The sequence below is a fragment of the Celeribacter litoreus genome, assembly GCF_020165855.1.
GTDB lineage: Bacteria > Pseudomonadota > Alphaproteobacteria > Rhodobacterales > Rhodobacteraceae > Celeribacter > Celeribacter litoreus.
Map to the genome: position 1 here is coordinate 255,516 of NZ_JAIUFY010000013.1, position 24,402 is coordinate 279,917.

Sequence of the window (24,402 nt, forward strand, 5' to 3'; positions counted from 1 at the left end):
CCCGCGCATCGATTCCGATGCCAGACGGGCGGTGTATAGGCAGATATGCCCAACGTGGCAAGGGGTTTGAGGGATTCTATGGATTAGTTTTCCCAATCCGGTGGGCCAAAACTGATCCGGTGCGCCACTGCTCCGACGAGCGCGCCAACCACAGCTCCGCCGCCGTAATAGAGGATCATTGCTGGCACGGTGATTATCGACAGCACAATCATCATGGAGACGACCTCCGCAAACCCACCAGGTCCCGAGTAGGTCATTGAACCGTACAACGACAAACCGTGCACGATTGCGGCGCCAGCCCAAGCTCCGAGCGCGATATAGACTATTCGCAGATAGTCTTTCGGTCGCGTTGCAAGCGTCTTCTTGAGGCGCCATCGGACAATCAATGCGAGCGGGAAGAACGGGATATTTGACCAGATCGCAAACGGGATAAGGAGTTCGATGCCGCGTTCGATGGTGACGACACCTCTCCCCTGCGAGATCAAAACCTCACGCGCGACGACCCCCACAATGGCCGTAATGAGAAAGCCGGAAATCCAGATGCCGTTGACGATCAACCTCGCTGATAGGCGCATTGCAAACCCCTCCCTGATCCTCGCAGTCTACCACGCAACTTGCATGGCGGCTTTGATCAGGGTTCGGGCGCCTAGTCCTTCGTATTTTTGGCCTGATAGGCTTCCCACATATCGGGACGACGATCTTTGGTGATCTTTTCGGACATCTTCTGACGCCATTCCGCGATCTTGCCGTGGTGTCCGGACATGAGCACAGGCGGGATCGGCAGGCCGCGCCATTCTGCGGGGCGGGTGAATTGCGGGTGCTCCAGAAGGCCGTTGGAGTGGCTCTCTTCTTCGATGCTGTCCGCATTGCCCAACACGTCTGGCAGGAGGCGCACGGTCGCATCAATCATCGCCTGCGCCGCGATCTCACCGCCTGTCATGACAAAATCGCCAAGCGACACTTCTTCGATCCCGTAGTGAAACAGCACGCGATCATCGACGCCCTCAAAGCGTCCGCAGATCATCGTGACGCCACGCGCCTCGGACCACCGCTGCGCCGTCGCCTGATCGAACCGTTTCCCGCGAGGTGACAAGTAGACGAGCGGCCATTCATTGCGGTTCGGCGGGAGGCCGTTCATCGCGAAATCAATGGCCTCACCCATGACATCGGGACGGATCACCATCCCTGCTCCGCCGCCTGCGGGGGTGTCATCAACGTTCTTGTGTTTGCCGACGCCGAAATCGCGGAGGTTGATCTGCTCGAGCTGCCACTTGCCGTCTTGGAGCGCTTTGCCCGTGAGGCTTTCGCCCAAGACGCCGGGGAAAGCATCCGGGAAGAGCGTGATGATCTTCGCCTTCCAGACACCAACGATATCCGGCGTGTTCGTCATCAACTCGCGCGGGCGCAAGGTCGGGCGCACGGCGAGGCGGCCGTGCGATTTCGCGGCTTGCGTGGACTTGGTTTCTGGCTGCTCAGGCGTGTTTTCGTCAGTCATGAGTGTCCTATAACGCGCGGTGGGAGCCTTGAAAATAGGTCAGGTGCGGCCTTCCAGAATGGCCAGCTTTTCGCGTTCATATTCGGGGCCCCAAACCTTTGAGCGGTTCAGAGAGAGCAGTTTCTCGCGCGCATCCTCTCCGGGGAACACGTTCGCGTCAGGCGGAAAGGTGAGTTTCGCGCGCAGTTCCGTGAGGTTCAGCAGAGCAAGGAGAGGGTCTATAGGATGCGCCATATCCTCAAGCGTCGCCGTGAACAGCACCTCATCGCCTATCCGGTCGCGGATGTCGTCCAAGATCTTCGGGTGATCCGCCGCAGCGTGATATTTCGCGATATACTCATCGAGGCCAAGCTTGAGCCGGGACGCCTTCAACCGCTGCCAGTGGCAGGACGCAAGCCATCCTTCGCGTCGTGTCGAGTAATACGCGCAGAAGGTATCCTCAGATCCGGTAACGTCTCTCCATGCTTGATAAAGCAGTGAGATAATGATCGGCGCCGATCCGTATTTCCCGACACCGGATGAGCCGGGGAAATGCCCGGAGAGACTCTCGCTACTGATCAAAATCGGTCGTGGGTCCGATCTATCGAGCGAGGCAAAAAACTCAGTGGCTTTCTCGACGATGACAGCCTTTGTCGCCTTGCAGCGATTGCCGGAAAAGTCGAGCGCGGCTTTGCGGAGCGCGAGAAGGCTGATCCCTTCCTGCAAGTAAATCTCGGCGTGTGGCAGGAGGAGGGGCGCGTTGAGGGCCAGAGTATTCTGCACTGTCGTCGTGCCGGTCTTGTGGAAACCGGCATGAATGACAATCCGTCGGCTCACTCGAAGAGGCCCTCCGGCGGGTCAGCAATAATCCGGCCGGATTTGAGGTCGACTGTCGGGACGTTCTTGAGCGTGAACGGGAGCAGGGCAGGCGTTTTGAGGTTTGGGCCGTGCACCTCGAGAAGGTCTCCCGCGCCGTGGTTCAACACGTTGCGGACCGTGCCAAGCTTGGTCCCGCCTGTGTCGAGAACATCCAGCCCGATCAGGTCTGCGTGGTAGAATTCGTCGTCGGGCAGGGAAGGAAGCTGGTCACGTTCGGCAAAGAGCGTGACGCCTTTGAGGGCGTCCGCCTCTTCCTTGGTCTCAACACCTTCCAGACGTCCGGCAAAGCCGTTCTTGATGACCCGCGTCAGGGTGAGCTCGTAATGCGTCGCCCCGTCTTCGGAGGTGAGCGGCGAATACTCCGCGATCGCCTCCGGGTCGGCGCAAAAGCTTTTGATCCGCACTTCGCCATGCACGCCAAATGAACCGGCGATGGCTCCGACGAGAATTCTAGGTTCACCCATGTTCGGCTCTCTCTCAGGCTCTGATTTGTGCCCAGATTACCGTTCCAGAATCTCGGGGCAAGACTGTCGTGTTTCCCAACCTGCGGCCTGCAACTCTGGCTCTAGGCTTTCTTGCTCCGGATAGCCGATGCAGAGATAGCCGACGAGGCTCCAGTCTTCCGGAATGTCGAGGGATTGAGATAGGCTTTTCGGGTTTAGAATGGACACCCAACCGAGGCCGATCCCCTCAGCGCGGAGCATGAGCCAGAACTGCATGATCGCGGAGACGACGGAATAGCGGAGCATTTCCGGCATTGTCTGAATGCCGAGACCTTTGCCGGTGGCCGTGCCCTCATCACAGAAGACAGCAATCTGAACAGGTGCTTCGCGCATGCCGGTGAGTTTGAGAGAGGCGTATTTCTGCGCCGTCTCCCCCTCATATCCGCCGAGTGCATTTGCGTTGGCGGTTTCGAAGTTCTTGAGCGCATTGGCGCGTGCCGCATCACTTTCGACCCGCACGATCCGCCACGGTTGGGACAGTCCGACGGACGGCGCGAGTGAGAACGCGGTCAAGCAGCGTTCGAGCGCGTCGGGGTCAACGGCATCGCTCCGAAACCGGCGCACATCGCGGCGCCAGCGGAGCAGTTCGTTGAAATCGTTGCGGAAAGATTGGGAGAATTGGCCGAAGAGAGGTTGGTCTTCCATGTGTGGCGAACCTTTTTCAAATGTCGTCGCAGATGACGACACTGACACATAACTACCCTCTGGCGGCAAAGTTCCCGCCAGAGTCAAAAAAGGCGCAGGCAAAGGCGCCTGCGCCCGAAAGGCGACTGATCGCAGTCCGAGAAGAATTACTCTTCTGCGGTTGCTTCAGCAGCAGCTTCAGCGGCCTCAGCAGCTTTTGCAGCTTTCTCTTCAGCGCGGTCCTGAGCTTTTTTGCCCGGAACGGCTTTCTTCGGGTTGCTGCGCTCTTTTTTCGCAACGACGCCAGCAGCTTCGAGCATGCGGGAGATACGGTCGGTCGGCTGTGCGCCTTGGCCGAGCCAGTATTGAACGCGCTCGAGGTCCATTTTCACGCGCTCTTCGCTGTCTTTCGGCAGGAGCGGGTTGTAGGTGCCGAGCTTCTCGAGGAAGCGGCCATCGCGCGGCATGCGGGAGTCAGCAGCAACGATGCGGTAGAACGGGCGTTTTTTGGAACCGCCGCGGGCGAGACGAATTTTGATAGCCATGATGTGTTTCTCCTAAGTCTGACTATTGAGCCAAGGTCCGTGTAAGGCCTTAGCAATCCTGGTGTTTTTCGTGATGGTGGATGACTTCCTGAATGATGAATTTCAGGAACTCTTTAGCGAATTCCGGATCGAGGTCCGCGCGTTTGGCGAGGTCTTCGAGCCGGGCAATCTGTTTCTCTTCGCGCGCCGGATCGGACGGCGGAAGGTCGTGAGCGGCTTTGAGTTTGCCGACCGCTTGGGTGTGTTTGAACCGTTCCCCGAGGGTGTAGACAAGGATCGCGTCGAGGCGATCAATGCTTTCGCGGTGCTCCTTGAGGATCTCGGCTGCGCGCATTTGGGTCTCGTTCATTGCGCAAAACTCCCTGTCGGAATGGTGTCGGACAAGTGTCGGACTTTTGTCGGGCAAAGTGTCGGGCACTGGGTGAAAAACACAGAGGTCATGCGTAGGCCTCCATGCCGCCATCCATGAGGGCGTCAGCGCTCGGGTGACGGAATACGAGAACCTCATCGGCGCCCTCCCCATCCGGACGCGGGGCCGCATCGTCACGCATTGCGCCGAGACGTTCCGCGACAGCGATGGAGCGGGTGTTGTCCGGCGTCACGTAAGACACGACGCTTTCTTCACCGAGTTCCGCGTAGGCATAGTCACGCGCGGCCATCGCGGCCTCCGTCGCATACCCTTTGCCTTCGAACCCGTCGAACAGAACCCAGCCCAATTCCAGTTCCGGAAAATGCGGCGGTTTGTTCAGAGCGACCTGACCGATGAGGGCCTGATCTTCGCGACGTTCAACTGCCCATGCGCCGTGACCCATCAGGGACCACTGGGCCACATCACCACAGAACGCGAACCACGCCTGACGCCGGTCGAGCGGGCCATGCATGTGGCGCGACCGCTCGGACGCGAACATGTCGGCGTAGGGGGCAAAGTCCCCTTCGACATGCGCGCGCAGGCGGAGGCGCTGCGTTTCTATGGTGGGTGCGACGGTCATTTATTTCTTTTTCCCGAAACCGGAGAGACCGGGCGGCAAGGACGGGCCGCCGAGACCCGGCAGACCACCGGGCATACCTTTCGGCATCGCGCCCTGAAGCTGCTTGGTCGCTTCGGCCATTTTCGCCGGATCCATATCTTCGAGACCCTGCGGGCCGCCTTTGCCGAACATGCCTTTCACAGCCTGTTTCAGCATGCCGCCTTTGCCCATTTTGCCCATCTTCTTCATCATGTCGGCCATCTGGCGGTGCATTTTGAGAAGTTTGTTCAGTTCGGCGACTTCGAGACCGGCGCCTTTGGCGATCCGCTTTTTGCGGGAGGCCTGAAGGAGCTGCGGGTTGGCGCGCTCTTTCTTGGTCATGGAGTTCACGAGGGCGATCTGGCGCGCGATGATTTTGTCGTCGAAACCGGCGTCCTGCACCTGTTTCGCCATTTTGCCCATGCCCGGCATCATGCCCATGATGCTTTCCATGCCGCCCATCTTCTGCATCTGCTCGAGCTGCATCTTCAGGTCGTTCATGTTGAAACGGCCCTTCTGGAAGCGCTTCATCATGCGTTCGGCTTGCTCGGCCTCGATGGTTTCCTGTGCCTTCTCGACGAGGGCAACGATGTCGCCCATGCCGAGGATGCGGCCAGCGACGCGTTCCGGATGGAACTCTTCGAGGGCGTCCATCTTTTCGCCGAGACCGACAAATTTGATCGGCTTGCCGGTGACTGCGCGCATGGAGAGCGCTGCACCGCCACGGCCGTCACCATCCATACGGGTGAGGACCACGCCGGAGATGCCGATGCGTTCGTCAAAGTTTTCTGCGGTGTGGACAGCGTCCTGACCGGTCAGACCGTCAACAACGAGAAGCGTCTCACGCGGGGAGGTGAGGTTGCGGACCTCTTCGACCTCGGCCATGAGCGTTTCGTCGATGGAGAGACGACCTGCGGTGTCGAGCATGTAAACGTCATAGCCACCCATCGTCGCCTGTTGCTTGGCGCGGCGGGCGATGTCTGCGGCGGACTGACCTGGCACGATCGGCAGGGTGTCGACGCCGATCTGCTCACCGAGGACTTTGAGCTGGTCCTGAGCCGCCGGACGGTAGATGTCGAGAGAGGCCATCAGGACGCGTTTGCCCTGTTTCTCTTTCAGACGTTTGGCGAGTTTCGCGGTGGTCGTGGTTTTACCACCACCCTGAAGACCGACCATGAGGATCGGTGCGGGGGCGTTGTCGACCTTAAGCGAGCCAATCTCACCCTCATCACCCGCGAGAACGTGGACGAGTTCGTCGTGCACGATCTTGACGACCTGCTGGCCGGGGGTAACGGATTTGGTGACGGCTTGGCCGGTGGCCTTGTCAGAGACGGCTTTGACAAAGTCGCGGGCCACAGAAAGCGAGACGTCGGCCTCAAGCAGGGCAACGCGGACTTCGCGCAGCGCGGTTTTCACATCGTCTTCGGACAACGCACCCTGTTTGGTGAGCTTGTCGAAGACGCCGGACAGGCGATCAGACAGATTTTCAAACATGGGCCATTCTCCTGTGTCGTGACCGTTCGGGGTGCCCCTAAGGTCGGAGGCCGTTGACGATGTGCTTCATCTGGGGACGAAGCGGCGAATTGAAACCCCGAACGTGCAAATGCACCTTTGCCCCCGTGGGCGTACAACGCTGACGGGGGGCGATCCTGGCCTGTAGCCTGAGGACCGGAAGACTCACACTTCCGGGAAATTTGATCCGGTCTCTACGCGCGTGCGTATGAGGAGTCAAGTATTGTGGAGACTTTCGATGTTTCCGCTACCTGATTGCAAAGCTGTTTTCAAAGGGGTCGCTATGAACGATCTGTCTGCATTTCCCGAACCGGCGCCGCGCGACGGCGTTTTGTATGTGGCTGGTGGGCCCGATTACGTTGATCTGGCAATTCAGTCCGCACGGAGCCTGCGAGAGCATGAGCCGACGATTGCCATCGACCTTGTGACCGATTTGCCGGAGAACCTGCCGCGCGGGCTCTTTGATCGGGTGACGGCGTGTTATGACATGCACCCTCGGGAAAAGCTGCGCGCGATGCCGAATTCGCGGTTCGAGCGGACGCTCTTTATGGACTCGGACACACTGTTCCTCGCGCCGCTTGGAGATCTCTTCGGGATTCTAGACCGGTTCGAGTGTGCGCTGACCCATGACGTGCGCCGTGATTGGGAGTTGATCCGGCAGGGGCGGGACCACAAGACGCCCTATGCCTTCCCGCAGCACAACTCCGGTGTGTTCCTCTATCGCAAGTCCGAGGCGATGCTGGCGTTTCTCGAGGAGTGGGCGGAGCGGTTCTTCGCGGATGATGCGGTTGAGCGGGATCAGATCATTCTGAAAGACCTGCTCTGGGAGAGCGATCTGCGGTATTATGTGTTGCCGCCGGAGTTCAACTTGCGCCGTGTGACGATGTTAGACGCGTGGGAGCCGCTCGATGCCGTGCCGACCGTGCTGCATTCGCACCGGTTTCAGGATCACATGCGCAGCGGAGCGGAACGGATCGCGTCTCTGGAGGCTCTGCTGAAAGTCGAACGTGCGGCACTTGCTCAAGAATGGGACGGAGACCTGCCCGAAGCGGCACAGAGGTGGGCGGATCTGCGGGTTTCTGTAAAATAACCTTGCGAATTTAAACGTTTCGATGGACTGTTGCGCAGGAACGTTCTTCTGCGCACAAGGGGCCGTATATGTCCGTCGAAAACTGGGATGAATTCCGCACCGCCTTTCAGGTCGCCAAAATGGGCACCGTCTCGGGCGCTGCGCAGGCGTTGGGCGTGCACCACGCCACCGTGATCCGGCATATCGACAGCCTCGAGGGACGCCTCGGCGTCAAACTGTTCCAGCGCCACGCGCGCGGCTACACGCCGACGGAGGCTGGTCTCGATCTCCTGAAAGTCGCGCAGACCACAGATGACCAGCTCTCTCACCTCGTGTCCCGTATCAAAGGTCGCGGCGAAGAGGTGGCGGGCGAGTTGGTCGTGACGTCGCTGCCGGGCCTTGCCCCGCTGCTCGCGCCGATCCTCACCGATTTCCAGATCGACCATCCCGGCCTGACCGTCCGCTATCTCGCGGGCGAGCGTCTGTTCCGCCTCGAATACGGCGAGGCCCACGTAGCGATCCGCGCAGGCAAACCGCCGCAGGAGCCGGATAACGTCGTCCAGCCGTTCTACAAACAGCGCTACGGTCTCTACGCGCACAAATCCTATCTCGACCGTCACGGCGTTCCGAAAGGCGGCGAAGCGGAACTTATCAAAGGGCTGCGTTTTGTGACCCTTGACGATCCGGCGTCTCGTGCGCCCTTTATGGTCTGGATTACGGCGAACGTCCCCCCGAGCCAAATCGTCTTCCGCACATCGGATTCTGAAGCGATGGCTGAGGCTGTTGTGGCGGGGGCTGGTGCCGGGTTCCTCCCGACTTGGATGGCAGGAAAGAACGATGCGCTGATCGAACTCATCCCGCCGAAGATCGAATGGGACAGCCAGAACTGGCTTGTGACCCACGTCGATTTGCACCGGACGCCAAAGGTTCAGGCCTTCCTGACTTTCCTAAAAGCGCGGGCCAAAGAGTGGCCGAATGAATTCGGCGATACTGAGTGAGCATAGCTCCACAGGGCGCTGTGCAAATCGCAGAGTAGACCTTTGGTGCGGCTGGGCGTAAATCTCTGGCAATCTGACATATTCATTTCGCGAGATATTACCCGTGCCACATCCCGCCTCCCCAAAAGATCGCCGCAATGGTCACATGGCGATGCTGACGTTTTCGTTTCTTGTCGCGGGATCATTTTCTCTCGGCTCGATGGCGGCGAACGACATCACGCCACTCGCGCTTAACGCGGTGCGGTTCTTTTCGGCGGCCGTGATCGTCGGCATCATCGCGGCCTCGACCGGCGGCATTCCGAAAGAGGCGTTTCGCCAACCGTGGCGCTACGCGATCCTCGGGGGCATCTTTGCCTTTTACTTCGTCATGATGTTTTTCGGCCTGAAAACGGCCAAGCCGGTGTCGACCGCTGCAATCTTTACCCTGACGCCGGTGCTCGCGGCGGGGTTCGGCTATATTATCATGCGTCAAATCACGACGAAACGGATCGCCACGGCGCTTGCCATCGGTGCTGTGGGTGCGCTCTGGGTGATTTTCAAAGGCGATATTCACGCGCTTCTGGCGTTTGAGGTTGGTCGTGGCGAAGCGATATATTTCGTCGGCGTCATCGCGCATGCCGTTTACACGCCGCTGGTGCCTCGCCTGTCCCATGGTGAACGAACCTTTGTCTTTACGTTCTTTGTTCTGTCGGCGGCGTCTATCGTGATTGTCTTGTTTGGCTGGAAAGATGTGCTCGAGACAGATTGGATGAACCTGCCGGCGATCGTCTGGATTGCAATCGGCTACATTACGATCTTTGCGACGACGATTACGGCGTCACTGCTGGCCTATGCGTCGGTGCGTCTCGCGAGCGCAAAGGTGATGGCCTATACCTATCTGGTCCCCTCTTGGGTGATCATTTGGGAGTTTGGTCTCGGACACGGCGTGCCGGGGGCGCTCGTGTTCGGGGGAATCGGGCTCACCATTCTCGCACTTTATCTCCTGCTCAAGCACGAAGCTTGAGGGCTTGACCTTCCGCAAATCGGCTCCTTCGGGTTTGTGGTATACTCCAAATACTCTGCACAAGCAGGGGTGGAGGAGGAGAGATGTTTAAAACAATCGTTATTCCGGTAGATCTTGGCCATGTGGACCGGCTTGAGAAAGCCTTGAGTGTCGCGGGCGATCTCGCTTCGCAATACGATGCCGGCGTTCACGTGGTGGGGGTCGCACCCGAAACGCCGCATGAATTGGGTCATACGCCTGCTGAATATGAGGCGCGGCTGGCGAAATTCGCGAAGGAACTCGCAGATCGCTATGGGCGTCCGGTGTCACCACACCCGGTGATTGCAACTGACTTGCGGATCGATCTTGATGCGCTTCTGATGAAAGCCAGTGAAGAGTTGGGCGCTGATTTGGTCGTGATGGCCAGCCATGTGCCGGGCTTCGTCGAGTATATCTTTGGCTCGAATGCAGGCACGCTGGCTTCGCATTCCAAGATGTCGGTCTTCGTGGTCCGCTAAGGCGCAACGGAACCCTTGGCCCTTTTCCGCGTTGTCTTTGCAACTGAACAAACGTGGAGAAGGGTTATGAACTCTATCATCTATCTCGTCGGTCTCGTTGTTGTGGTCGGCGCTATCCTGAATTTTGTCGCCTAAGCGACACACGAGACGCATCTCTCTAAAGACGCGCTGCTTTCGCGGCGCGTTTTTTGTTGCGGCGGGTTCAGTCTGCGGTCGCCGAAGGGCCGCCCTCGGAAGTGCTGGACAGTTCCTTCTCAAGAAACCGCTCAAGGCCATCCAGATCCAGTTCCTCGAACTGCCCGAAGCCCTGCATCCAGATCGACGCGGCCTTCATCGCATCGGGTTCCAGTTTGCACCATTTCACACGCCCGCGTTTTTCCTGCGCGATGAGACCTGCACGAGTTAGGATCGTGAGGTGCTTGGAGACGGCAGCCAGTGACATCTCGAATGGCTCTGCGACATCTGTCACGGCCATATCATCCTCCAGCAGCATCATGAGGATGTTGCGCCGGGTAGGGTCTGCAAGGGCGGCAAAGATGAGATCGAGATCATGCGACATGTCCAAGCCGATAGGCTGCGCCCGCTGTTTGGTCAACCATTTGGTTGAATAACGAAAATGAGAGCGTTTTGCGCTAACGCGGTGGTTGGGGGCGGTCGGCGGAATCTGAGAAATCTATAAAATACATAAATATCAATAAATTAGATATGCGCCGAGGGCGTTAATTCCGCGTTGACTCTGAAGCACCCCCCACATAGTTTGCCGCCAAGTGACCGAGGGGGCTATTTGCCATGACCGATCCGCATGATCCCGAGCGTTTACGCGCTTTGGAAGAACGGCTCGAAAAGGCAAAGAAGGCGCAAGAGCCGAGAACCTCCCGAGGTGAAGAGCACTTTTCCCAGGCCAATATGGCATGGCGGATGGTGACAGAGTTGGTAGCCGGACTTCTGATCGGCTTCGGCATGGGATACGGGCTGGACAAGGCCTTGGGGACGACCCCGCTGTTTCTCGTGCTGTTTATAGGATTTGGTCTTGCGGCGGGCGTCAAAACGATGATGCGAACTGCCAAAGAGATCGAGAAGGGCCAGATTGCCGAAGCGAACGGCGCGGCCCATGGGACGAACGCGGGGACACCCGCAAGTGATGAGAGGGATTGAACGTGGCGACTGAAGCACATGGTTCCGAGAGCAGCCTGGTCTTTCACCCGATGGACCAGTTCAAAGTCACCCCGCTTTTCGGTGACGGCGCGGTTCATTGGTACACAATTACCAACGTGACGCTGTGGATGGCATTGTCCATCGTCGGTGTGATCCTGCTTCTGGTTGTTGGCTCCCGCGGTCGCGCCATGGTCCCGTCCAAAGGCCAGTCCGTCGCGGAACTGACCTACGGCTTCGTCTACAAGATGATTGAAGACGTCACCGGCAAAGATGCTGTGAAGTACTTCCCCTACGTGATGACGCTCTTCATCTTCATCGTTTTCTCGAACATGCTCGGCCTGCTGCCGCTCTCCTTCACCACCACGTCCCACATCGCGGTGACAGGTGTTCTGGCGCTCCTCGTGTTCCTCTTCGTGACCATCCTCGGCTTTGCGAAAAACGGCACAAAATTCCTCGCTCTCTTCTGGGTTAGCTCCGCACCGATGGCTGTGCGTCCGCTTCTCGCCGTGATCGAGTTGATTTCCTACTTCGTGCGTCCGGTCAGCCACTCTATTCGTCTTGCGGGTAACATGATGGCTGGTCACGCCGTGATCAAAGTTTTCGCCGGCTTCGCTGCTATCGCTGCGATCTCCCCGGTCTCCGTCCTCGCGATCACCGCGATGTACGGTCTCGAAATTCTCGTGGCCTTCATTCAGGCCTACGTGTTCACCATTCTGACCTGCGTTTATCTGAAAGACGCGCTGCATCCGGTCCACTAAGACCGCCTGCATTCAGGTTCGAACTCTATCTAAGCCAATTCCAACGTAAGGAGATAAGACAATGGAAGGCAATATCGCAGAACTCGGCAAATACATCGGCGTCGGCCTCACGGCTATCGGCATGGGCGGCGCTGCTATGGGTGTGGGTAACGTTGCAGGTAACTACCTCTCCGGCGCTCTTCGCAACCCGTCCGCCGCTGCGTCGCAAACCGCGACCCTCTTCATCGGCATGGCCTTCGCAGAAGCACTGGGGATCTTCTCGTTCCTCGTCGCTCTTCTGCTGATGTTCGCCGTCTGATCTGACGCTCCATCCTTACGGCAGGGTGGGTCTCCTAGACCCACCCTCGCGTAAAATCAGGGGTCTCTCCCGAACACGTCGGGAGAACTAGGTCAGAGCCAGGAGGATAAGATGGCAACCGAAACACACGGGGCAGAAGCCGCACACGGCGCCGCAGAAGCCGGCATGCCGCAGCTGGATTTCTCCACATTCCCCAACCAGATTTTCTGGCTTCTGGTCACGCTGGTCGTGATCTATTTCGTGCTGTCCAAGATCGCCCTGCCGCGCATCTCTACGGTGCTCGCCGAGCGCTCCGGCACGATCATGAATGACATCGCTGCCGCCGAAGAGCTGAAGCTCAAGGCGAAAGAGGCCGAAGAGGCCTACAACAAAGCGCTCGCCGAAGCGAAAGCTCAGGCACAGCAGATCGCAACGGAAACCCGTGCCGCGATCCAGGCTGATCTCGACGCTGCCACCGCCAAAGCAGATGCGGAAATCACCGCGAAAGCTGCCGAGTCGGAAAAAGCAATCGCTGAGATCCGCGAAGGCGCTGTTGAAAGCGTGAAAGAAGTCGCCAAAGATACCGCCAAAGAAATCGTGGCTGCTCTCGGCTCCTCCGCCGATGCACGCACCGTCACTGCGGCTGTAACTGCGCGGATGAAAGGATAAGACATGAAGAAGCTCTCGCTCCTCATTGCTCTCACAGCTGCCAGCCCGGCATTCGCCGCCACCGGTCCTTTCTTCTCGCTGAAGAACACCAACTTCGTCGTCCTTCTGGGCTTCCTTGTTTTCGTTGCAATCCTGATCTGGAAAAAAGTTCCGGGCATGATCGGCAAAATGCTCGACGAGCGTGCTGCCCGCATTGAAACCGAGCTGAACGAAGCCCGCGCCCTGCGCGACGAAGCCCAGTCCATCCTCGCCTCCTACGAGCGCAAACAGCGTGAAGTTCAGGAACAGGCGGACGCCATCGTCGAGCAAGCGAAAAAAGACGCTGAAGCTGCTGCTGCGAAAGCAAAAGAAGATCTCAAATCTTCCATCGCTCGCCGCCTCGCTGCTGCTGAAGAGCAGATCGAAGCCGCTGAAGCCGCTGCAGTTCGCGAAGTTCGCAACACCGCGATCAATGTTGCTGTTGCGGCTGCCGCCGACGTCATCGCCAAGAAGATGACCGACGAAGAAGCCAATGCAATGATCGAAGCGTCCATCAGCGACGTTGCGACCAAGCTGCACTAAGACTTCCTGTTGATCTCCTGACCGGATCACACGGACCTCTATAGAAAACCCCGCCAATTCGGCGGGGTTTTTTGTTTGTCTGATGTGCGGGTGGGTCAGCCGCGTTCCTGTTCGTGCTCAAACCTGAGGCGGGCGATTTCCTCGTTTCGCTCAAAGATTTGCTGATCCGTGAGTGCCTCTTCCACATAGTCGAGATGCCGGACCACCGCGGCACGAGCGGCCTCCGGATCACGGGCCTGTAGTGCGTTGTTGATGTCGCGGTGCTGATCGAGCAATTGCGCACGGTTCGTGCGTTGTTTGAACATGACGGAGCGGTTGTAAAAAACCCCTTCGCTTAGAAGTTCGAACATAGAGCGCATCATGTGGAGCATGATCACATTGTGGCTCGCCTCAATGATCGAGAGGTGGAATTCGGCGTCGAGACGGGCTTCCTCGGACGGGTTCCGTTTCGGATGGGCGGCTTCCATTTTGTGAAAGATGGTGTCGATCACCTTGAGGTCAGTGTCGGAGCCGAGTTTCGCAGCGCGTTCTGCGGCAAGACCCTCCATGTCGCGGCGGAACGCGATGTAATCAAAGACGGCCTCCTCTTGGCTTGCGAAGAGTTTCACCAAAGCGGGGGAGAAGGCTGAGCCGAGAACGTCAGCCACGAAGATGCCGGCGCCAGCGCGGGATTCGAGAAGGCCTTTTTCGGATAGTTCTGAGACCGCCTCACGGATAGAGGGGCGCGAGACGCCGAGACGGTCTGCGAGGTCTCGTTCGGATGGCAGGCGTTCGCCCGCGCGCAAAATGCCACGAAGTATCAATAGCTCGATCTGGCGCACGACGGAGGCGCTGATTTTCTCTGAATTGATCTTTTGAAAGGGCATGCCCATGGTCCTCCGACGTATTGGTCAGATTATATGACCACGGAAACTCAGGTGCTATGCATTTTTGAAACAAAAAAGGCCGGGAAAGCCCCGGCCTTTGGAATGATCGAAGCCGCTGATTAAGCGGTCGGTGTGATGATGATCTCAACGCGGCGGTTCATCGCGCGGCCTTCGGGCGTCAGGTTTGTTGCAACCGGCTGATCCTCTCCGCGTCCATAGGCTCGGACGCGGTAGGGCGCGACACCATTGGCAGTAAGGATGGTGGCCACGGCGGACGCACGACGAGTGGACAGTTCCTGATTGTAGCTGGCCGAACCGGTGTTGTCGGTATGACCGATGACTTGGATCGTCGTGTTCGGGTAGTCCTGAAGGTTCGCTGCGAGCGCGCGCAGATCGTTTTGCAGCGACGGAACAACAACGGCGCTGTCAGTTGCGAACAAGATGTCTTGCGGCATGGTCACAATGAGCTGCGAACCGGTGTTGACGATTTTCACGTCGCCATTGCCGAGGTCCTGACGGAGCGCGGCCGCTTGTTTGTCGAGCTGGTTGCCGATCGCGCCGCCGATTGCTCCGCCGACAATTGCGCCAGCGGCCACTTTGGACAGTTTGTCGTCGCCACCAACGGTTGCAGCCGCAGCGATACCACCCAAAGCGGCGCCAAGCGCAGCACCTTGAGCGGTGTTGGATGAGGAATCATATGTGTCCATACAGGCTGTCAGGCCGACGGTGGCAATCAGCGGAATGGAGATAAAAAGCGGGGATTTCATTCTGTATCCTCCTTGGGAACCTGCTCTTCAAACGCTTTTATCCCCGCTTTGTTCCAGAGGCATTGAAGATATTGTGACTTCACGAAAATGTGGCGGCTTTTCGCTTAAGCGTGACGTCAACTTTCCTCCGCAGCGCGCACGCTCTCGTAGGCCAAAAGCGCGCGTTTGACGGGCAATCCCCAATGGTATCCGCCGAGCTCTCCGGTTTTGCGCAGGACGCGGTGACATGGGATGAGCCAACTCACTGGGTTGCGACCGACGGCGGTGCCGACCGCGCGCACGGCTTTGGGGGAGCCGATGTGCGCCGCGATGTCGGAATAAGTGGAGACGGAGCCGGAGGGGATGGAGAGGAGGGCTTCCCAAACCTTAATCTGGAACGGCGCGCCGAGCATGTGGAGCGTCACTTCGCCCCCGCCGAGCGCGGCCTCGACATAGGGGCGCACTTGATCCGGCGCTTCCACGAAGGTTGCGTTCGGCCAGCGGGAGGCGAGGTCTTGGTAGGTTTCTTCGTGTGAGCCATCCGAGAGGAACCCGAGTGCGCATAATCCGCGATCCGTTGCCATGGCGAGACCCGGACCGAAAGGCGTGTCAAACCATCCGTAGGAGATAGTAAGATCCGCCCCGCGCCGCGCGTATTCGCCCGGTGTCATGGCTTCCCACCTCATGAACAGATCGTGCAGTCGTCCGGTGCCAGACAGGCCGGTCGCAAGCGCGGTGTCCAGTGTGGTGTGGTTCTCTTGCATGAGACGTTTGGCGTGGCCGAGGGTCAGGTATTGCTGAAACCGTTTCGGCGACACGCCCGCCCACTGGCTAAAGAGCTTTTGCAGATGAAAGGCATCCATCCCGAGGGCGCTCGCGAGGTCCTCAAGGCTCAGGGCATGTTCGGCGTCGTCGATCAGTTCAATGGCGCGGCGGACCACCTGATAGTGGTAGCGGTCTTCCAGCTGTGTGTTGTTCGTCTGCATGTCCGCCTCCATAACCGGTGAACTCTTGGGCAAAGCTACCGCGCGAATGGGCAATTGCCGACCCGAAACTTGGTGAAAGGTTACGGGCGCGGCTCTATGTGCCGCGCGAGCGCAGGAACGGCTTGCCTCGCGGCCCCTGAGAGGGCAAGAGAAGCCCATGGCAAAGCAGCTCGATTACAAAACGATTTACGAGATTTTCCGTCGATTCCAAGAGGTCGAAGCGGAGCCGAAAGGCGAGCTTGATCACTTGAACGCCTATACGCTCGTCGTGGCCGTCGCGCTGTCCGCGCAGGCGACCGACAAGGGTGTGAATAAGGCGACTGCCGACCTCTTCAAAATCGCGGATACGCCACAAAAGATGCTCGATCTGGGCGAAGAGGGTCTGATTGAGCACATCAAGACCATCGGCCTCTATCGCAACAAAGCCAAGAACGTCATCAAACTGAGCCAGATCCTCGTGGACGAGTATGGCGGCGAGGTGCCGTCGTCGCGCGCTGCGCTCGAAAGCCTGCCGGGTGTCGGACGCAAAACGGCAAACGTCGTCCTGAACATGTGGTGGCATGTGCCGACACAGGCCGTCGATACCCATATCTTCCGCTTCGGGAACCGTTCTGGCGTCGCCGTCGGCAAAGATGTCGTGGCTGTCGAGCGCGCAATCGAGGATCACATCCCCGCCGAATTTCAACAACATGCGCATCACTGGATGATTTTGCATGGGCGCTACGTCTGCAAGGCACGTAAACCGCTGTGCAACACCTGTCTGATACGCGACCTCTGTGAGTACGAGGAGAAGAACATTGTCTAAGACCTATCAGGTTGTCGGGATCGGCAACGCCATTGTGGATGTCATCACGCATTCTGCGGACACGACGCTCGACCTGCTCGGCATTCAAAAGGGCATCATGCAGCTCGTGGAGCAGGAGCGCGGTGAGTTCCTGTATGGTGCGATGCAAGACCGTGTGCAGACGCCCGGTGGCTCCGTTGCCAATACTTTGGCGGGTCTCGGGATGCTCGGCCTCAAGACCGGCTTTATCGGTCGTGTGCACAATGATGCGCTTGGCCGCTTTTATGCGGATGAGATGGAAAAGGGCGGCACTGCGTTCCCGAACCGTCCGGTCGAGGGTGGAGAACTCCCGACGTCGCGCTCGATGATTTTCGTGTCGCCGGATGGGGAACGGTCGATGAACACCTATCTCGGCATCTCGTCCGAGATTTCCGAGGCCGATGTGAGCGAGGCCGTCGCAGGCGATGCGGAGATCATGTTCCTTGAGGGCTATCTCTACGACAAGCCGCAGGGGAAACATGCGTTTGACCAAGCCGCGAAATACACGAAGGCGGCGGGCGGCAAGGTGGGGATTTCCCTGTCTGACCCGTTCTGCGTCGACCGTCACCGCGACGACTTCCGCACCTTTGTGAGAGAGATGGATTTCGTGATCGGCAACGAGCACGAGTGGGAAAGCCTCTATCAAACCGACCTCTCCGCCGCGTTGGAGCAAGCCGCGTCCGAGGCGGGTCTCGTGGTCTGCACGCGCTCTGGTTCTGACGTTGTGCTGGTGCAAGGTGATGAAGAGGCCGTGGTGCCAGTGACCCGCGTTCAGCCGGTTGATACGACGGGTGCAGGCGATCAGTTTGCGGCAGGCTTTATCTATGGCTATGCGACGGGGCGTGATCTCGCGACCTGTGGGCGCATGGGCTGTGTCGCGGCGGCGGAAGTGATTTCGCACGTTGGTCCGCGCCCTGAGAAGGACCTCAAGGACCTGTTCGCGAAGGCTGGTCTGCTCTAAGCATTGAAACAGAATTGAAAAAGGCGCATCGGGGTGATCCGGCGCGCCTTTTTATTTGGAACGGGTGAGCGCCGATTAATGCGCCTCGGCCCAGTTGTCGCCAATGCCAGCGTCCACCTCAATCGGCACATCGAGTTTGACGGCGGGTTCGGCGGCGGATTCCATGACGTCTTTCACAACTTCGATCACCGGATCGCAGGCGTCCTCATCCACTTCAAAGATCAATTCATCGTGCACCTGCAAGAGCATGGTGGCAGGCAGGTCCTTGATCGCGTCGGGCATACGGATCATCGCGCGGCGGATGATGTCGGCGGCGGTGCCTTGGATCGGGGCGTTGATGGCTTGGCGCTTGGCGAAACCGGCCTGCGGACCTTTGGCGGCGATTTCCGGCGTGTGGATTTTCCGGCCGAAGAGCGTCTGGACATATTTGTGCTCTTTCGCGAATTCCACGGTGTCGTCCATGTAGGAGCGGATGCCGGGGAAGCGTTCGAAATAGCGGTCGATGAACTCCTGCGCTTCTTTGCGCGGTATGCGCAGATTGCGGGCGAGGCCGAAACCTGAGATGCCGTAGATGACGCCGAAGTTGATCGCTTTGGCCTGACGACGGACCATCGGGTCCATGCCTTCGATCGGCACGTTGAACATCTCGGACGCGGTCATGGCGTGGATGTCCAACCCGTCGCGGAAGGCTTGTTTCAGGCTGTCGATCCCAGCGACATGGGCGAGGATGCGCAATTCGATCTGGGAATAGTCGAGGGAAATCAGCTTTTTGCCCTTCTCCGCAATGAATGCCTCACGGATGCGGCGGCCTTCCTCGGATCGGACGGGAATGTTTTGCAGGTTCGGATCAGAGGACGCGAGACGGCCCGTCACCGCGCCCGTTTGGACATAGGACGTGTGGACGCGACCCGTTTCTGCATTGATGAACGTCTGGAGCGCGTCGGTGTAGGTCGATTTCAGTTTCGACAGTTGCCGCCAGTCGAGGACACGGGCGGGCAGGTCGTGTTCGGTCGCAAGGTCTTCGAGCACGTCGGCGGGGGTGGAGTATTTGCCGGTCTTGCCCTTTTTGCCGCCTTCGAGGCCCATTTTCTCAAACAGGATTTCCCCGAGTTGTGCTGGGCTGCCGACGTTGAAGGTCTCGCCTGCGAGCTCGTGAATTTCGGCCTCAAGCCCCGCCATCTTCTGCGCAAAGGCGTTGGACATGCGGGAGAGGACGTCGCGGTCGACCTTGATTCCTGCCATTTCCATCTGGGCGAGGACGGGAGAGAGCGGACGTTCGAGCGTTTCGTAAACGCGTGTCACCTGCTCCGCGTGGAGGCGCGGTTTGAGGTGCTGCCATAGGCGCAGCGTGATATCTGCGTCCTCGGCGGCGTATTCGACGGCTTTCGCAATCTCAACCTTATCAAAGGTGATCGCGGATTTGCCGGTGCCGAGGAGGTCCTTCGTCGGGATTGGTGTGTGGTTCAAATACCGTTCCGACAGTGCGTCCATGCCGTGGTTGTGGATGCCCGCGTTGAGGGAGTAGGACAGGAGCATGGTGTCGTCATATGGCGCGACTTTGATGCCCTGACGCGCGAAAATCTTCGCATCGTATTTCATGTTCTGACCGATTTTGAGGATGCTCGGGTCCTCAAGCATCGGCTTCAGCGCGTCGATCACCATGTTCTTGGACAGTTGCCCATCGACGAGGTTCGAACCGCCGAAGAGATCATCCTCTCCGAGCGTGTGACCTACGGGAATGTAGCAGGCTTTCCCCGGTTCAACGCAGAGTGAGACACCCACTAGATCGGCCACCATTTCGTCGAGGCCGGTCGTCTCGGTATCGACGGCGACGTAGCCGCGGGCGTAGATGTCCTCGATCCACCGCTCCAGCGCGCCCATGGTGGACACCTTCTCATAGGCTGAGGTGTCGAACGGCACGGCCTCCGGTTCCGCTATCTCGCTTGCGCCATTCGACTGCTGTGCGGTGGGCTCCGGCATCGCGGGCGCTTCGGCGCCAAAACGGTCTGCGACGCGTTTGACGATGGTTCGGAATTCCATTTCGGAGAGGAAGTTCAGGAGAACATCAATCTCCGGTTCCTTCACCTCAAGGCTTTCGAGCGTGAAATCGAGCTCCATATCGCAGTCGAGTTTCACCAATTTGCGCGAGGTGCGGATTTGGTCGGCCTTCTCGATGAGAGTCTGGCGGCGCTTGGGTTGTTTAATCTCTTCGGCGCGGGCCAGAAGCGTGTCCAGATCGCCATATTCGTTGATCAGCAAGGCTGCGGTCTTGATCCCGATCCCCGGTGCGCCCGGCACGTTGTCGACGGAATCGCCTGCGAGCGCTTGCACATCGACCACGCGTTCAGGGCCAACGCCGAATTTCTCTTCGACTCCCTCGCGGTCGATGCGCTTGTTCTTCATCGGGTCGAGCATCTCGACGCCGCCACCCACGAGCTGCATGAGGTCCTTGTCAGAGGAAATGATCGTCACACGGCCACCGGCTTCGCGGGCCTGACAGGACAGCGTGCCGATGATGTCATCGGCTTCGAACCCTTCGATCTCGATGCAGGGGATGTTGAAGGCGCGGGTCGCGTCGCGGGTCAGCGGGAACTGCGGGACGAGGTCCTCGGGCGCGGGCGGACGGTTTGCTTTGTAGGCCGGATAGATGTCGTTGCGGAACGATTTGCCGGAGTAATCAAAGATAACGGCGGCATGCGTCGGCGCGTCATTGCCCGTGTTCGCCTCGATATAGCGATAGAGCATGTTCACGAAACCGGACACGGCTCCAACGGGCAGACCGTCGGATTTGCGCGTCAGCGGCGGGAGTGCGTGATACGCCCGAAAAATAAAGGCCGATCCGTCAATCAGATGCAGATGGCTGCCCTTGCCGAAAGTCATGATCCGTCGCCCTTATCCTGTCTCGATCTGTGCCTTGATAACACGGATCACGGAGGCGACTGCAAGCGGTGAAAGACGGTAAAGGGAGCGTAAGCCACGTGCAATCGGCTCACGATGGCTTGAGAGGTCCCTCCCCGTTCAGAAACGGGAAAGACCGCGATTTAGAGATGGGGTGATCGCGAGATCAGGCGTCGGAAAGCTTGGCGCTTTCGTGGACGAATTTCTTGTCGCAGTAGCCGCACTCGACGTAGCCTTCTTCCTTCGAGATCGAAAGCCAGACGCGCGGATGACCGAGAGCACCCTCACCGCCGTCACATGCCACTTTCCATGCGGAGACCACTTCGGTTTCAGGCGCTTTGATCGTCATTTGTCAGATGTCCTTTCGACTCGCGTGTCTGGAAAAGCTGTTCTTTTGGTTTTGGCTGGCTGTGCAGTGATTTGCAAGGGGGTCCGCGCCCTGATTGGTTGCCGTTTGAGGGTGTGAAGCCTAAATCAGAGGCCAGAATGATGGTGGGGCGTGCGGGACGATGGTTCTGCCCTGTTGGTAAGCCTTTGGATGGAGAATGTCAGTTCATGGCAAATGCGATTGAAATCGAAGACCTGCGCAAGACTTACAAAGGCAGCGGCGGTCAACCTCCGAAAGAGGCGCTCAAAGGTGTGAATCTGAGCATTCCGCAGGGGTCGATTTTCGGTCTCTTGGGGCCGAACGGGGCGGGCAAGTCCACGATGATCAACATTCTTGCAGGGTTGACGATCAAGACCTCGGGCAAGGTGAGCATCTGGGGCTTTGATCAAGACGTGAACCCGCGCCAGTCACGGGCTGCGATTGGTGTGATGCCGCAGGAATTGAACCTCGATCCCTTCTTCACCCCGCGCGGCGCTCTTGAGGTGCAGGCGGGTCTGTACGGTGTCCCGAAACGAGACCGCCGCACGGACGAAATCCTTGAAATCATTGGTTTGACGGATAAGGCCGATGCCTATGCGCGCAACCTTTCCGGCGGTATGCGCCGCCGTTTGCTGCTGGGGAAGGCGCTCGTTCACAATCCGCAAATCCTCGTCCTCGACGAGCCGACCGCAGGTGTGGATATCGAATTGCGTCAGATGCTCTGGGCAAACGTGCGCCGTTTGAATGAGGAGCGCGGTTTGACGGTCATTCTGACCACGCACTACCTCGAAGAAGCGCAGGAGATGTGTGACGAGATCGCGATCATCAACCACGGTGAGTTGATCAAGCGCGACACAACGAAGAACCTGCTGGGCATGATGGACGCGAAGACCTTGCTCGTCGAACCTGAAGGAACCGTGCCGGATAGCTTCGACCTGCCTGAAGGGGTCAAGCTGGAGCGTCGCCGTGACGGCTCTCTCGCCTTTGATTTTTCGCGAGGACAAACCTCTGTCGGGGCGTTGCTTGATGCTGTGAGGAACGCCGGGATCACGATCGGTGACGTGCGCACGCTCGAACCTGATCTTGAAGATGTGTTTGTGGAACTGACCTCATCTAAGTGAGGAGCCCCGCAACATCACAAAAATATACGAAAAACCCCGCATTGAGCGGGGTTTTGTTGTTTCGGGGTTTTACTTGCAGGTCAGTGGACCGACTGGTTCTCCGCCCAGGAGATGCACGTGGAAGTGCGGCACTTCCTGAAGACTGTGAGCGCCGGAATTGGTGATTAGGCGGAACCCTTCACCACCTGCAGATTCGGAGACGCCGAGTTGTTCGGCGACCTTTGCAACGGATTTGAAAAAGTCGAGCTGCTCCTCGGCAGTCGCCGCCTGTACGAAATGGTCGTAGCAGCGGTAGGGGCCTTTCGGGATGACGAGGATATGCGTTTTCTTTTGCGGGCTAATGTCCGGAAAGGCCACGGTATGCTCGGATTCGAACACCGGAGTTGACGGGATTTCGCCACGCAGAATTTTTGCGAAGATATTCTGGTCGTCATAGGCGTAGGGCATTGGGGCCTCTCTTAGTCGGAAAACAGATAGTGGATCGAAAGGATCTCTCGGGCTTTATCTTCGGGAATCCCGAGGAAAGCTGCAAGCGGCGCGGCGTTCTCTTCCGGTGTTTTCGACTGCGCTATCCGGAAATAATTGTCGAATTCGGCGTCGCGGATTTGATCGCTTTCGTGACGGATGTCCGCGCGGAGTGTCGGCAGTAGTCGATCCAATGCGTCCTGCGGTGTGGTGTCTCCCGCGAGACCGGTCCGCTTGGCGTGCCCCATCAGGTAGTCGTCCGAAAAATCGCATTCGATCTCAAGGAGGCGCGTGCCGGACCGGTCGGAATAGAAATCGCTGATCAAATCGAGCCCATCTGGATCGATGCAGAAAATCATTCTGTCTTGATCGTAGTAGTCGAACAGCATTCGCACCCAGGCACGGCGGTGACGCGCGCGTTTCTCTAGGCTCTTCTCGACCCCGCCGAGCTCCGGCAGGAAGGTGTTGTCTTCGTTGAAGAGATACTCGAGGCACGGAATATCCGTGTATTGCTTGATCTGGGAAACGAGTCGCTTGGCGACGTGCCATTTCTTGCAAACGATCATCAAGAGATCACGGTTGCGCCCGATGGTGCTCTCGACTTCCCAGAACCTCTGGGAAAACCGTCGCCCTTCACGCCCGCGGCCTGTCATAAACTGAAAAAGCGAGCGCCCTTCGTTCGAAATCTGGAAATCTCGGCCCGTTTCGGCAAAGAGATCGCCGAGACGCTTCTTTAGTTCCTTGGCATCAGGCGAGATTTTGCGCGCAAAGAGATAGTCCTGCGACAATAGCAGATCGTAGTGGTCGTTATAGAACACCACGGGCATCCCGTAGTCCGTAAACATCAGGAAGGTCAAAGTGCGGCTGCGAATTTCTTTTTCCGTCACGAGATGGCGGACGAGGGTCTGGAAAAAGGTCTCGTCAGGAATCCACGTCGTCCTGAAAAACCGCATGACGTCCTTGCGCTCGCGGGTGAAGTCGAGAATCCGCTCGATTGTCTGGCGACGAAGGCACCACCACTGTGAGCCAATCATGATTTGAAGATCGCTCGGGACTTCGCGCGCGAGGCCGAGATGCTGCTGGAGCCCCATGCTTCTATAGAAGAGCCATTTGTGGGATCGCTCATTGAACCAGTGGCGATAGATCAGGCGCTCTTCCTTGATGCCGGTCTTGATCCAGTTGCTCTCGAAAAAGTCGAAGCTCTCAATGTAATCGACGTCGTTCCTGTCGAGATAGTCATGCATATACTCGGACGTTTTGATCGACATGCAGTCGCCCGAGAGCATGTAAAAGTGTGTCGCGCGCGGGAAAGATTTCTCTGCGGCTTCAATTGCGTAGAGCGTCGCCTGCACGAGGCTCCATTCACCCCAGCCGCACTTGATCCGTTTTGTCGCAAAGGCGACGTTCGGGTTGTCCTTGAGACCTTCCTTGATCGCGGCGAAGTTTTCTTTCCCCCCGCGCGCGTCAAAATGAATGGCGATGTAATCGCCCGTACGGGTGAGGCGACGCGCCTGATCCACAATTGCGGCGGGATCCTTGTGACACAGCAGAATGTAGGCAATTCGTGCCATATCGGGACCCGGAACCTCGTTTTTGACGCAGAGTTTACATTTAAGCTTAACCAATCATTGAATAATC

The 24,402-nt window shown here is 58.2% G+C and carries 29 protein-coding genes; 12 read left to right on the top strand and 17 right to left on the bottom strand.

The features are described 5' to 3' along the window. Positions 1-83: 83 nt before the first annotated feature. From LA304_RS13305 to ffh, 9 genes are all read right to left on the bottom strand, one after another. A complete protein-coding gene (locus LA304_RS13305) occupies positions 84-575 on the bottom strand; it encodes a hypothetical protein (protein ID WP_224503649.1) in 492 nt (163 codons plus the stop codon). A gap of 71 nt (positions 576-646) precedes the next feature. Next, complete coding sequence (trmD, locus tag LA304_RS13310; protein WP_224503650.1) at positions 647-1,495, bottom strand: tRNA (guanosine(37)-N1)-methyltransferase TrmD; 849 nt, start codon at positions 1,493-1,495, stop codon at positions 647-649. A gap of 39 nt (positions 1,496-1,534) precedes the next feature. Continuing rightward, positions 1,535-2,311: a hypothetical protein gene (locus LA304_RS13315; protein WP_224503651.1), complete on the bottom strand. Its 777-nt coding sequence runs from the start codon at positions 2,309-2,311 to the stop codon at positions 1,535-1,537. Further along, positions 2,308-2,817 carry a ribosome maturation factor RimM gene (gene rimM, locus LA304_RS13320; RefSeq protein WP_224503652.1) on the bottom strand — a complete coding sequence of 170 codons (510 nt, stop codon included), beginning with the start codon at positions 2,815-2,817 and terminating at the stop codon, positions 2,308-2,310. Before rimM ends, LA304_RS13315 begins: the two co-directional genes overlap by 4 nt. A 36-nt stretch (positions 2,818-2,853) precedes the next feature. Further along, on the bottom strand, positions 2,854-3,501 hold the full coding sequence (gene bluB / locus LA304_RS13325; RefSeq protein WP_224503653.1) for a 5,6-dimethylbenzimidazole synthase: 648 nt from the start codon (positions 3,499-3,501) through the stop codon (positions 2,854-2,856). A gap of 146 nt (positions 3,502-3,647) precedes the next feature. Next, the gene (gene rpsP, locus LA304_RS13330; protein ID WP_224503654.1) at positions 3,648-4,025 is read right to left on the bottom strand and encodes a 30S ribosomal protein S16; all 378 of its coding nucleotides are present in this window, start codon (positions 4,023-4,025) and stop codon (positions 3,648-3,650) included. Positions 4,026-4,074: 49 nt separating this feature from the next. After that, positions 4,075-4,374 (bottom strand): chorismate mutase, encoded by a 300-nt coding sequence (locus LA304_RS13335; protein ID WP_224503655.1) that lies wholly within the window; start codon positions 4,372-4,374, stop codon positions 4,075-4,077. A gap of 88 nt (positions 4,375-4,462) precedes the next feature. Then, positions 4,463-5,014, bottom strand: coding sequence for a GNAT family N-acetyltransferase (locus tag LA304_RS13340; protein ID WP_224503656.1), 552 nt, complete (start codon positions 5,012-5,014; stop codon positions 4,463-4,465). Next, entirely contained in the window at positions 5,015-6,526 is a 1,512-nt protein-coding gene (gene ffh, locus LA304_RS13345) for a signal recognition particle protein (protein WP_224503657.1), read from the bottom strand. Between the two features lie 301 nt (positions 6,527-6,827). On the opposite strand from ffh, the gene LA304_RS13350 reads away from it, so the two are divergent. From LA304_RS13350 to LA304_RS13365, 4 genes are all read left to right on the top strand, one after another. Beyond that, positions 6,828-7,634, top strand: a complete 807-nt coding sequence (locus LA304_RS13350) for a putative nucleotide-diphospho-sugar transferase (protein ID WP_224503658.1) — start codon at positions 6,828-6,830, stop codon at positions 7,632-7,634. A gap of 68 nt (positions 7,635-7,702) precedes the next feature. Next, positions 7,703-8,611 (top strand): LysR family transcriptional regulator, encoded by a 909-nt coding sequence (locus LA304_RS13355; RefSeq protein ID WP_224503659.1) that lies wholly within the window; start codon positions 7,703-7,705, stop codon positions 8,609-8,611. Positions 8,612-8,714: 103 nt separating this feature from the next. Then, a complete protein-coding gene (locus tag LA304_RS13360) occupies positions 8,715-9,614 on the top strand; it encodes a DMT family transporter (protein WP_224503660.1) in 900 nt (299 codons plus the stop codon). An 83-nt stretch (positions 9,615-9,697) separates the two neighbouring features. Further along, positions 9,698-10,111, top strand: coding sequence for a universal stress protein (locus LA304_RS13365; RefSeq protein ID WP_224503661.1), 414 nt, complete (start codon positions 9,698-9,700; stop codon positions 10,109-10,111). Positions 10,112-10,313: 202 nt separating this feature from the next. Here LA304_RS13365 and LA304_RS13370 read toward each other — a convergent pair whose 3' ends face one another. Next, positions 10,314-10,670, bottom strand: coding sequence for an ArsR/SmtB family transcription factor (locus LA304_RS13370; protein WP_224503662.1), 357 nt, complete (start codon positions 10,668-10,670; stop codon positions 10,314-10,316). Between the two features lie 230 nt (positions 10,671-10,900). On the opposite strand from LA304_RS13370, the gene LA304_RS13375 reads away from it, so the two are divergent. The 5 genes from LA304_RS13375 (at position 10,901) to LA304_RS13395 (ending at position 13,531) form a co-directional block, all read left to right on the top strand. Continuing rightward, entirely contained in the window at positions 10,901-11,266 is a 366-nt protein-coding gene (locus tag LA304_RS13375; RefSeq protein WP_224503663.1) for an AtpZ/AtpI family protein, read from the top strand. 2 nt (positions 11,267-11,268) lie between these two features. Next, a complete protein-coding gene (locus LA304_RS13380) occupies positions 11,269-12,024 on the top strand; it encodes a F0F1 ATP synthase subunit A (protein WP_224503664.1) in 756 nt (251 codons plus the stop codon). A 61-nt stretch (positions 12,025-12,085) separates the two neighbouring features. Next, positions 12,086-12,322, top strand: a complete 237-nt coding sequence (locus LA304_RS13385) for a F0F1 ATP synthase subunit C (RefSeq protein ID WP_066608699.1) — start codon at positions 12,086-12,088, stop codon at positions 12,320-12,322. Between the two features lie 111 nt (positions 12,323-12,433). Next, the gene (locus tag LA304_RS13390) at positions 12,434-12,970 is read left to right on the top strand and encodes a F0F1 ATP synthase subunit B' (protein ID WP_224503665.1); all 537 of its coding nucleotides are present in this window, start codon (positions 12,434-12,436) and stop codon (positions 12,968-12,970) included. A gap of 3 nt (positions 12,971-12,973) precedes the next feature. After that, positions 12,974-13,531 (top strand): F0F1 ATP synthase subunit B, encoded by a 558-nt coding sequence (locus LA304_RS13395; protein WP_224503666.1) that lies wholly within the window; start codon positions 12,974-12,976, stop codon positions 13,529-13,531. A gap of 95 nt (positions 13,532-13,626) precedes the next feature. Here the strand turns inward: LA304_RS13395 and LA304_RS13400 are convergent, their stop codons facing one another. From LA304_RS13400 to LA304_RS13410, 3 genes are all read right to left on the bottom strand, one after another. Further along, positions 13,627-14,397 carry a FadR/GntR family transcriptional regulator gene (locus LA304_RS13400; RefSeq protein WP_224503667.1) on the bottom strand — a complete coding sequence of 257 codons (771 nt, stop codon included), beginning with the start codon at positions 14,395-14,397 and terminating at the stop codon, positions 13,627-13,629. A 119-nt stretch (positions 14,398-14,516) separates the two neighbouring features. Beyond that, complete coding sequence (locus LA304_RS13405; protein WP_224503668.1) at positions 14,517-15,164, bottom strand: OmpA family protein; 648 nt, start codon at positions 15,162-15,164, stop codon at positions 14,517-14,519. Between the two features lie 116 nt (positions 15,165-15,280). After that, positions 15,281-16,129, bottom strand: coding sequence for a methylated-DNA--[protein]-cysteine S-methyltransferase (locus LA304_RS13410; RefSeq protein ID WP_224503669.1), 849 nt, complete (start codon positions 16,127-16,129; stop codon positions 15,281-15,283). A 157-nt stretch (positions 16,130-16,286) separates the two neighbouring features. Between LA304_RS13410 and nth the strand changes: the two genes are divergently transcribed. Beyond that, positions 16,287-16,934: an endonuclease III gene (nth, locus tag LA304_RS13415; RefSeq protein ID WP_224503670.1), complete on the top strand. Its 648-nt coding sequence runs from the start codon at positions 16,287-16,289 to the stop codon at positions 16,932-16,934. Further along, the gene (locus LA304_RS13420) at positions 16,927-17,913 is read left to right on the top strand and encodes an adenosine kinase (protein WP_224503671.1); all 987 of its coding nucleotides are present in this window, start codon (positions 16,927-16,929) and stop codon (positions 17,911-17,913) included. The genes nth and LA304_RS13420 overlap by 8 nt, the downstream gene beginning before the upstream one ends. Positions 17,914-17,988: 75 nt before the next feature. Here the strand turns inward: LA304_RS13420 and polA are convergent, their stop codons facing one another. Then, on the bottom strand, positions 17,989-20,793 hold the full coding sequence (gene polA / locus LA304_RS13425) for a DNA polymerase I (protein WP_224503672.1): 2,805 nt from the start codon (positions 20,791-20,793) through the stop codon (positions 17,989-17,991). 184 nt (positions 20,794-20,977) lie between these two features. Further along, the gene (locus LA304_RS13430) at positions 20,978-21,160 is read right to left on the bottom strand and encodes a zinc-finger domain-containing protein (RefSeq protein WP_224503673.1); all 183 of its coding nucleotides are present in this window, start codon (positions 21,158-21,160) and stop codon (positions 20,978-20,980) included. A gap of 206 nt (positions 21,161-21,366) precedes the next feature. Between LA304_RS13430 and LA304_RS13435 the strand changes: the two genes are divergently transcribed. Beyond that, a complete protein-coding gene (locus tag LA304_RS13435) occupies positions 21,367-22,299 on the top strand; it encodes an ABC transporter ATP-binding protein (RefSeq protein WP_224503674.1) in 933 nt (310 codons plus the stop codon). Positions 22,300-22,368: 69 nt separating this feature from the next. Here LA304_RS13435 and LA304_RS13440 read toward each other — a convergent pair whose 3' ends face one another. Further along, positions 22,369-22,746, bottom strand: a complete 378-nt coding sequence (locus tag LA304_RS13440) for an HIT domain-containing protein (protein ID WP_224503675.1) — start codon at positions 22,744-22,746, stop codon at positions 22,369-22,371. A gap of 11 nt (positions 22,747-22,757) precedes the next feature. Further along, entirely contained in the window at positions 22,758-24,335 is a 1,578-nt protein-coding gene (locus tag LA304_RS13445; RefSeq protein WP_224503676.1) for a DUF5928 domain-containing protein, read from the bottom strand. Positions 24,336-24,402 lie beyond the last annotated feature (67 nt).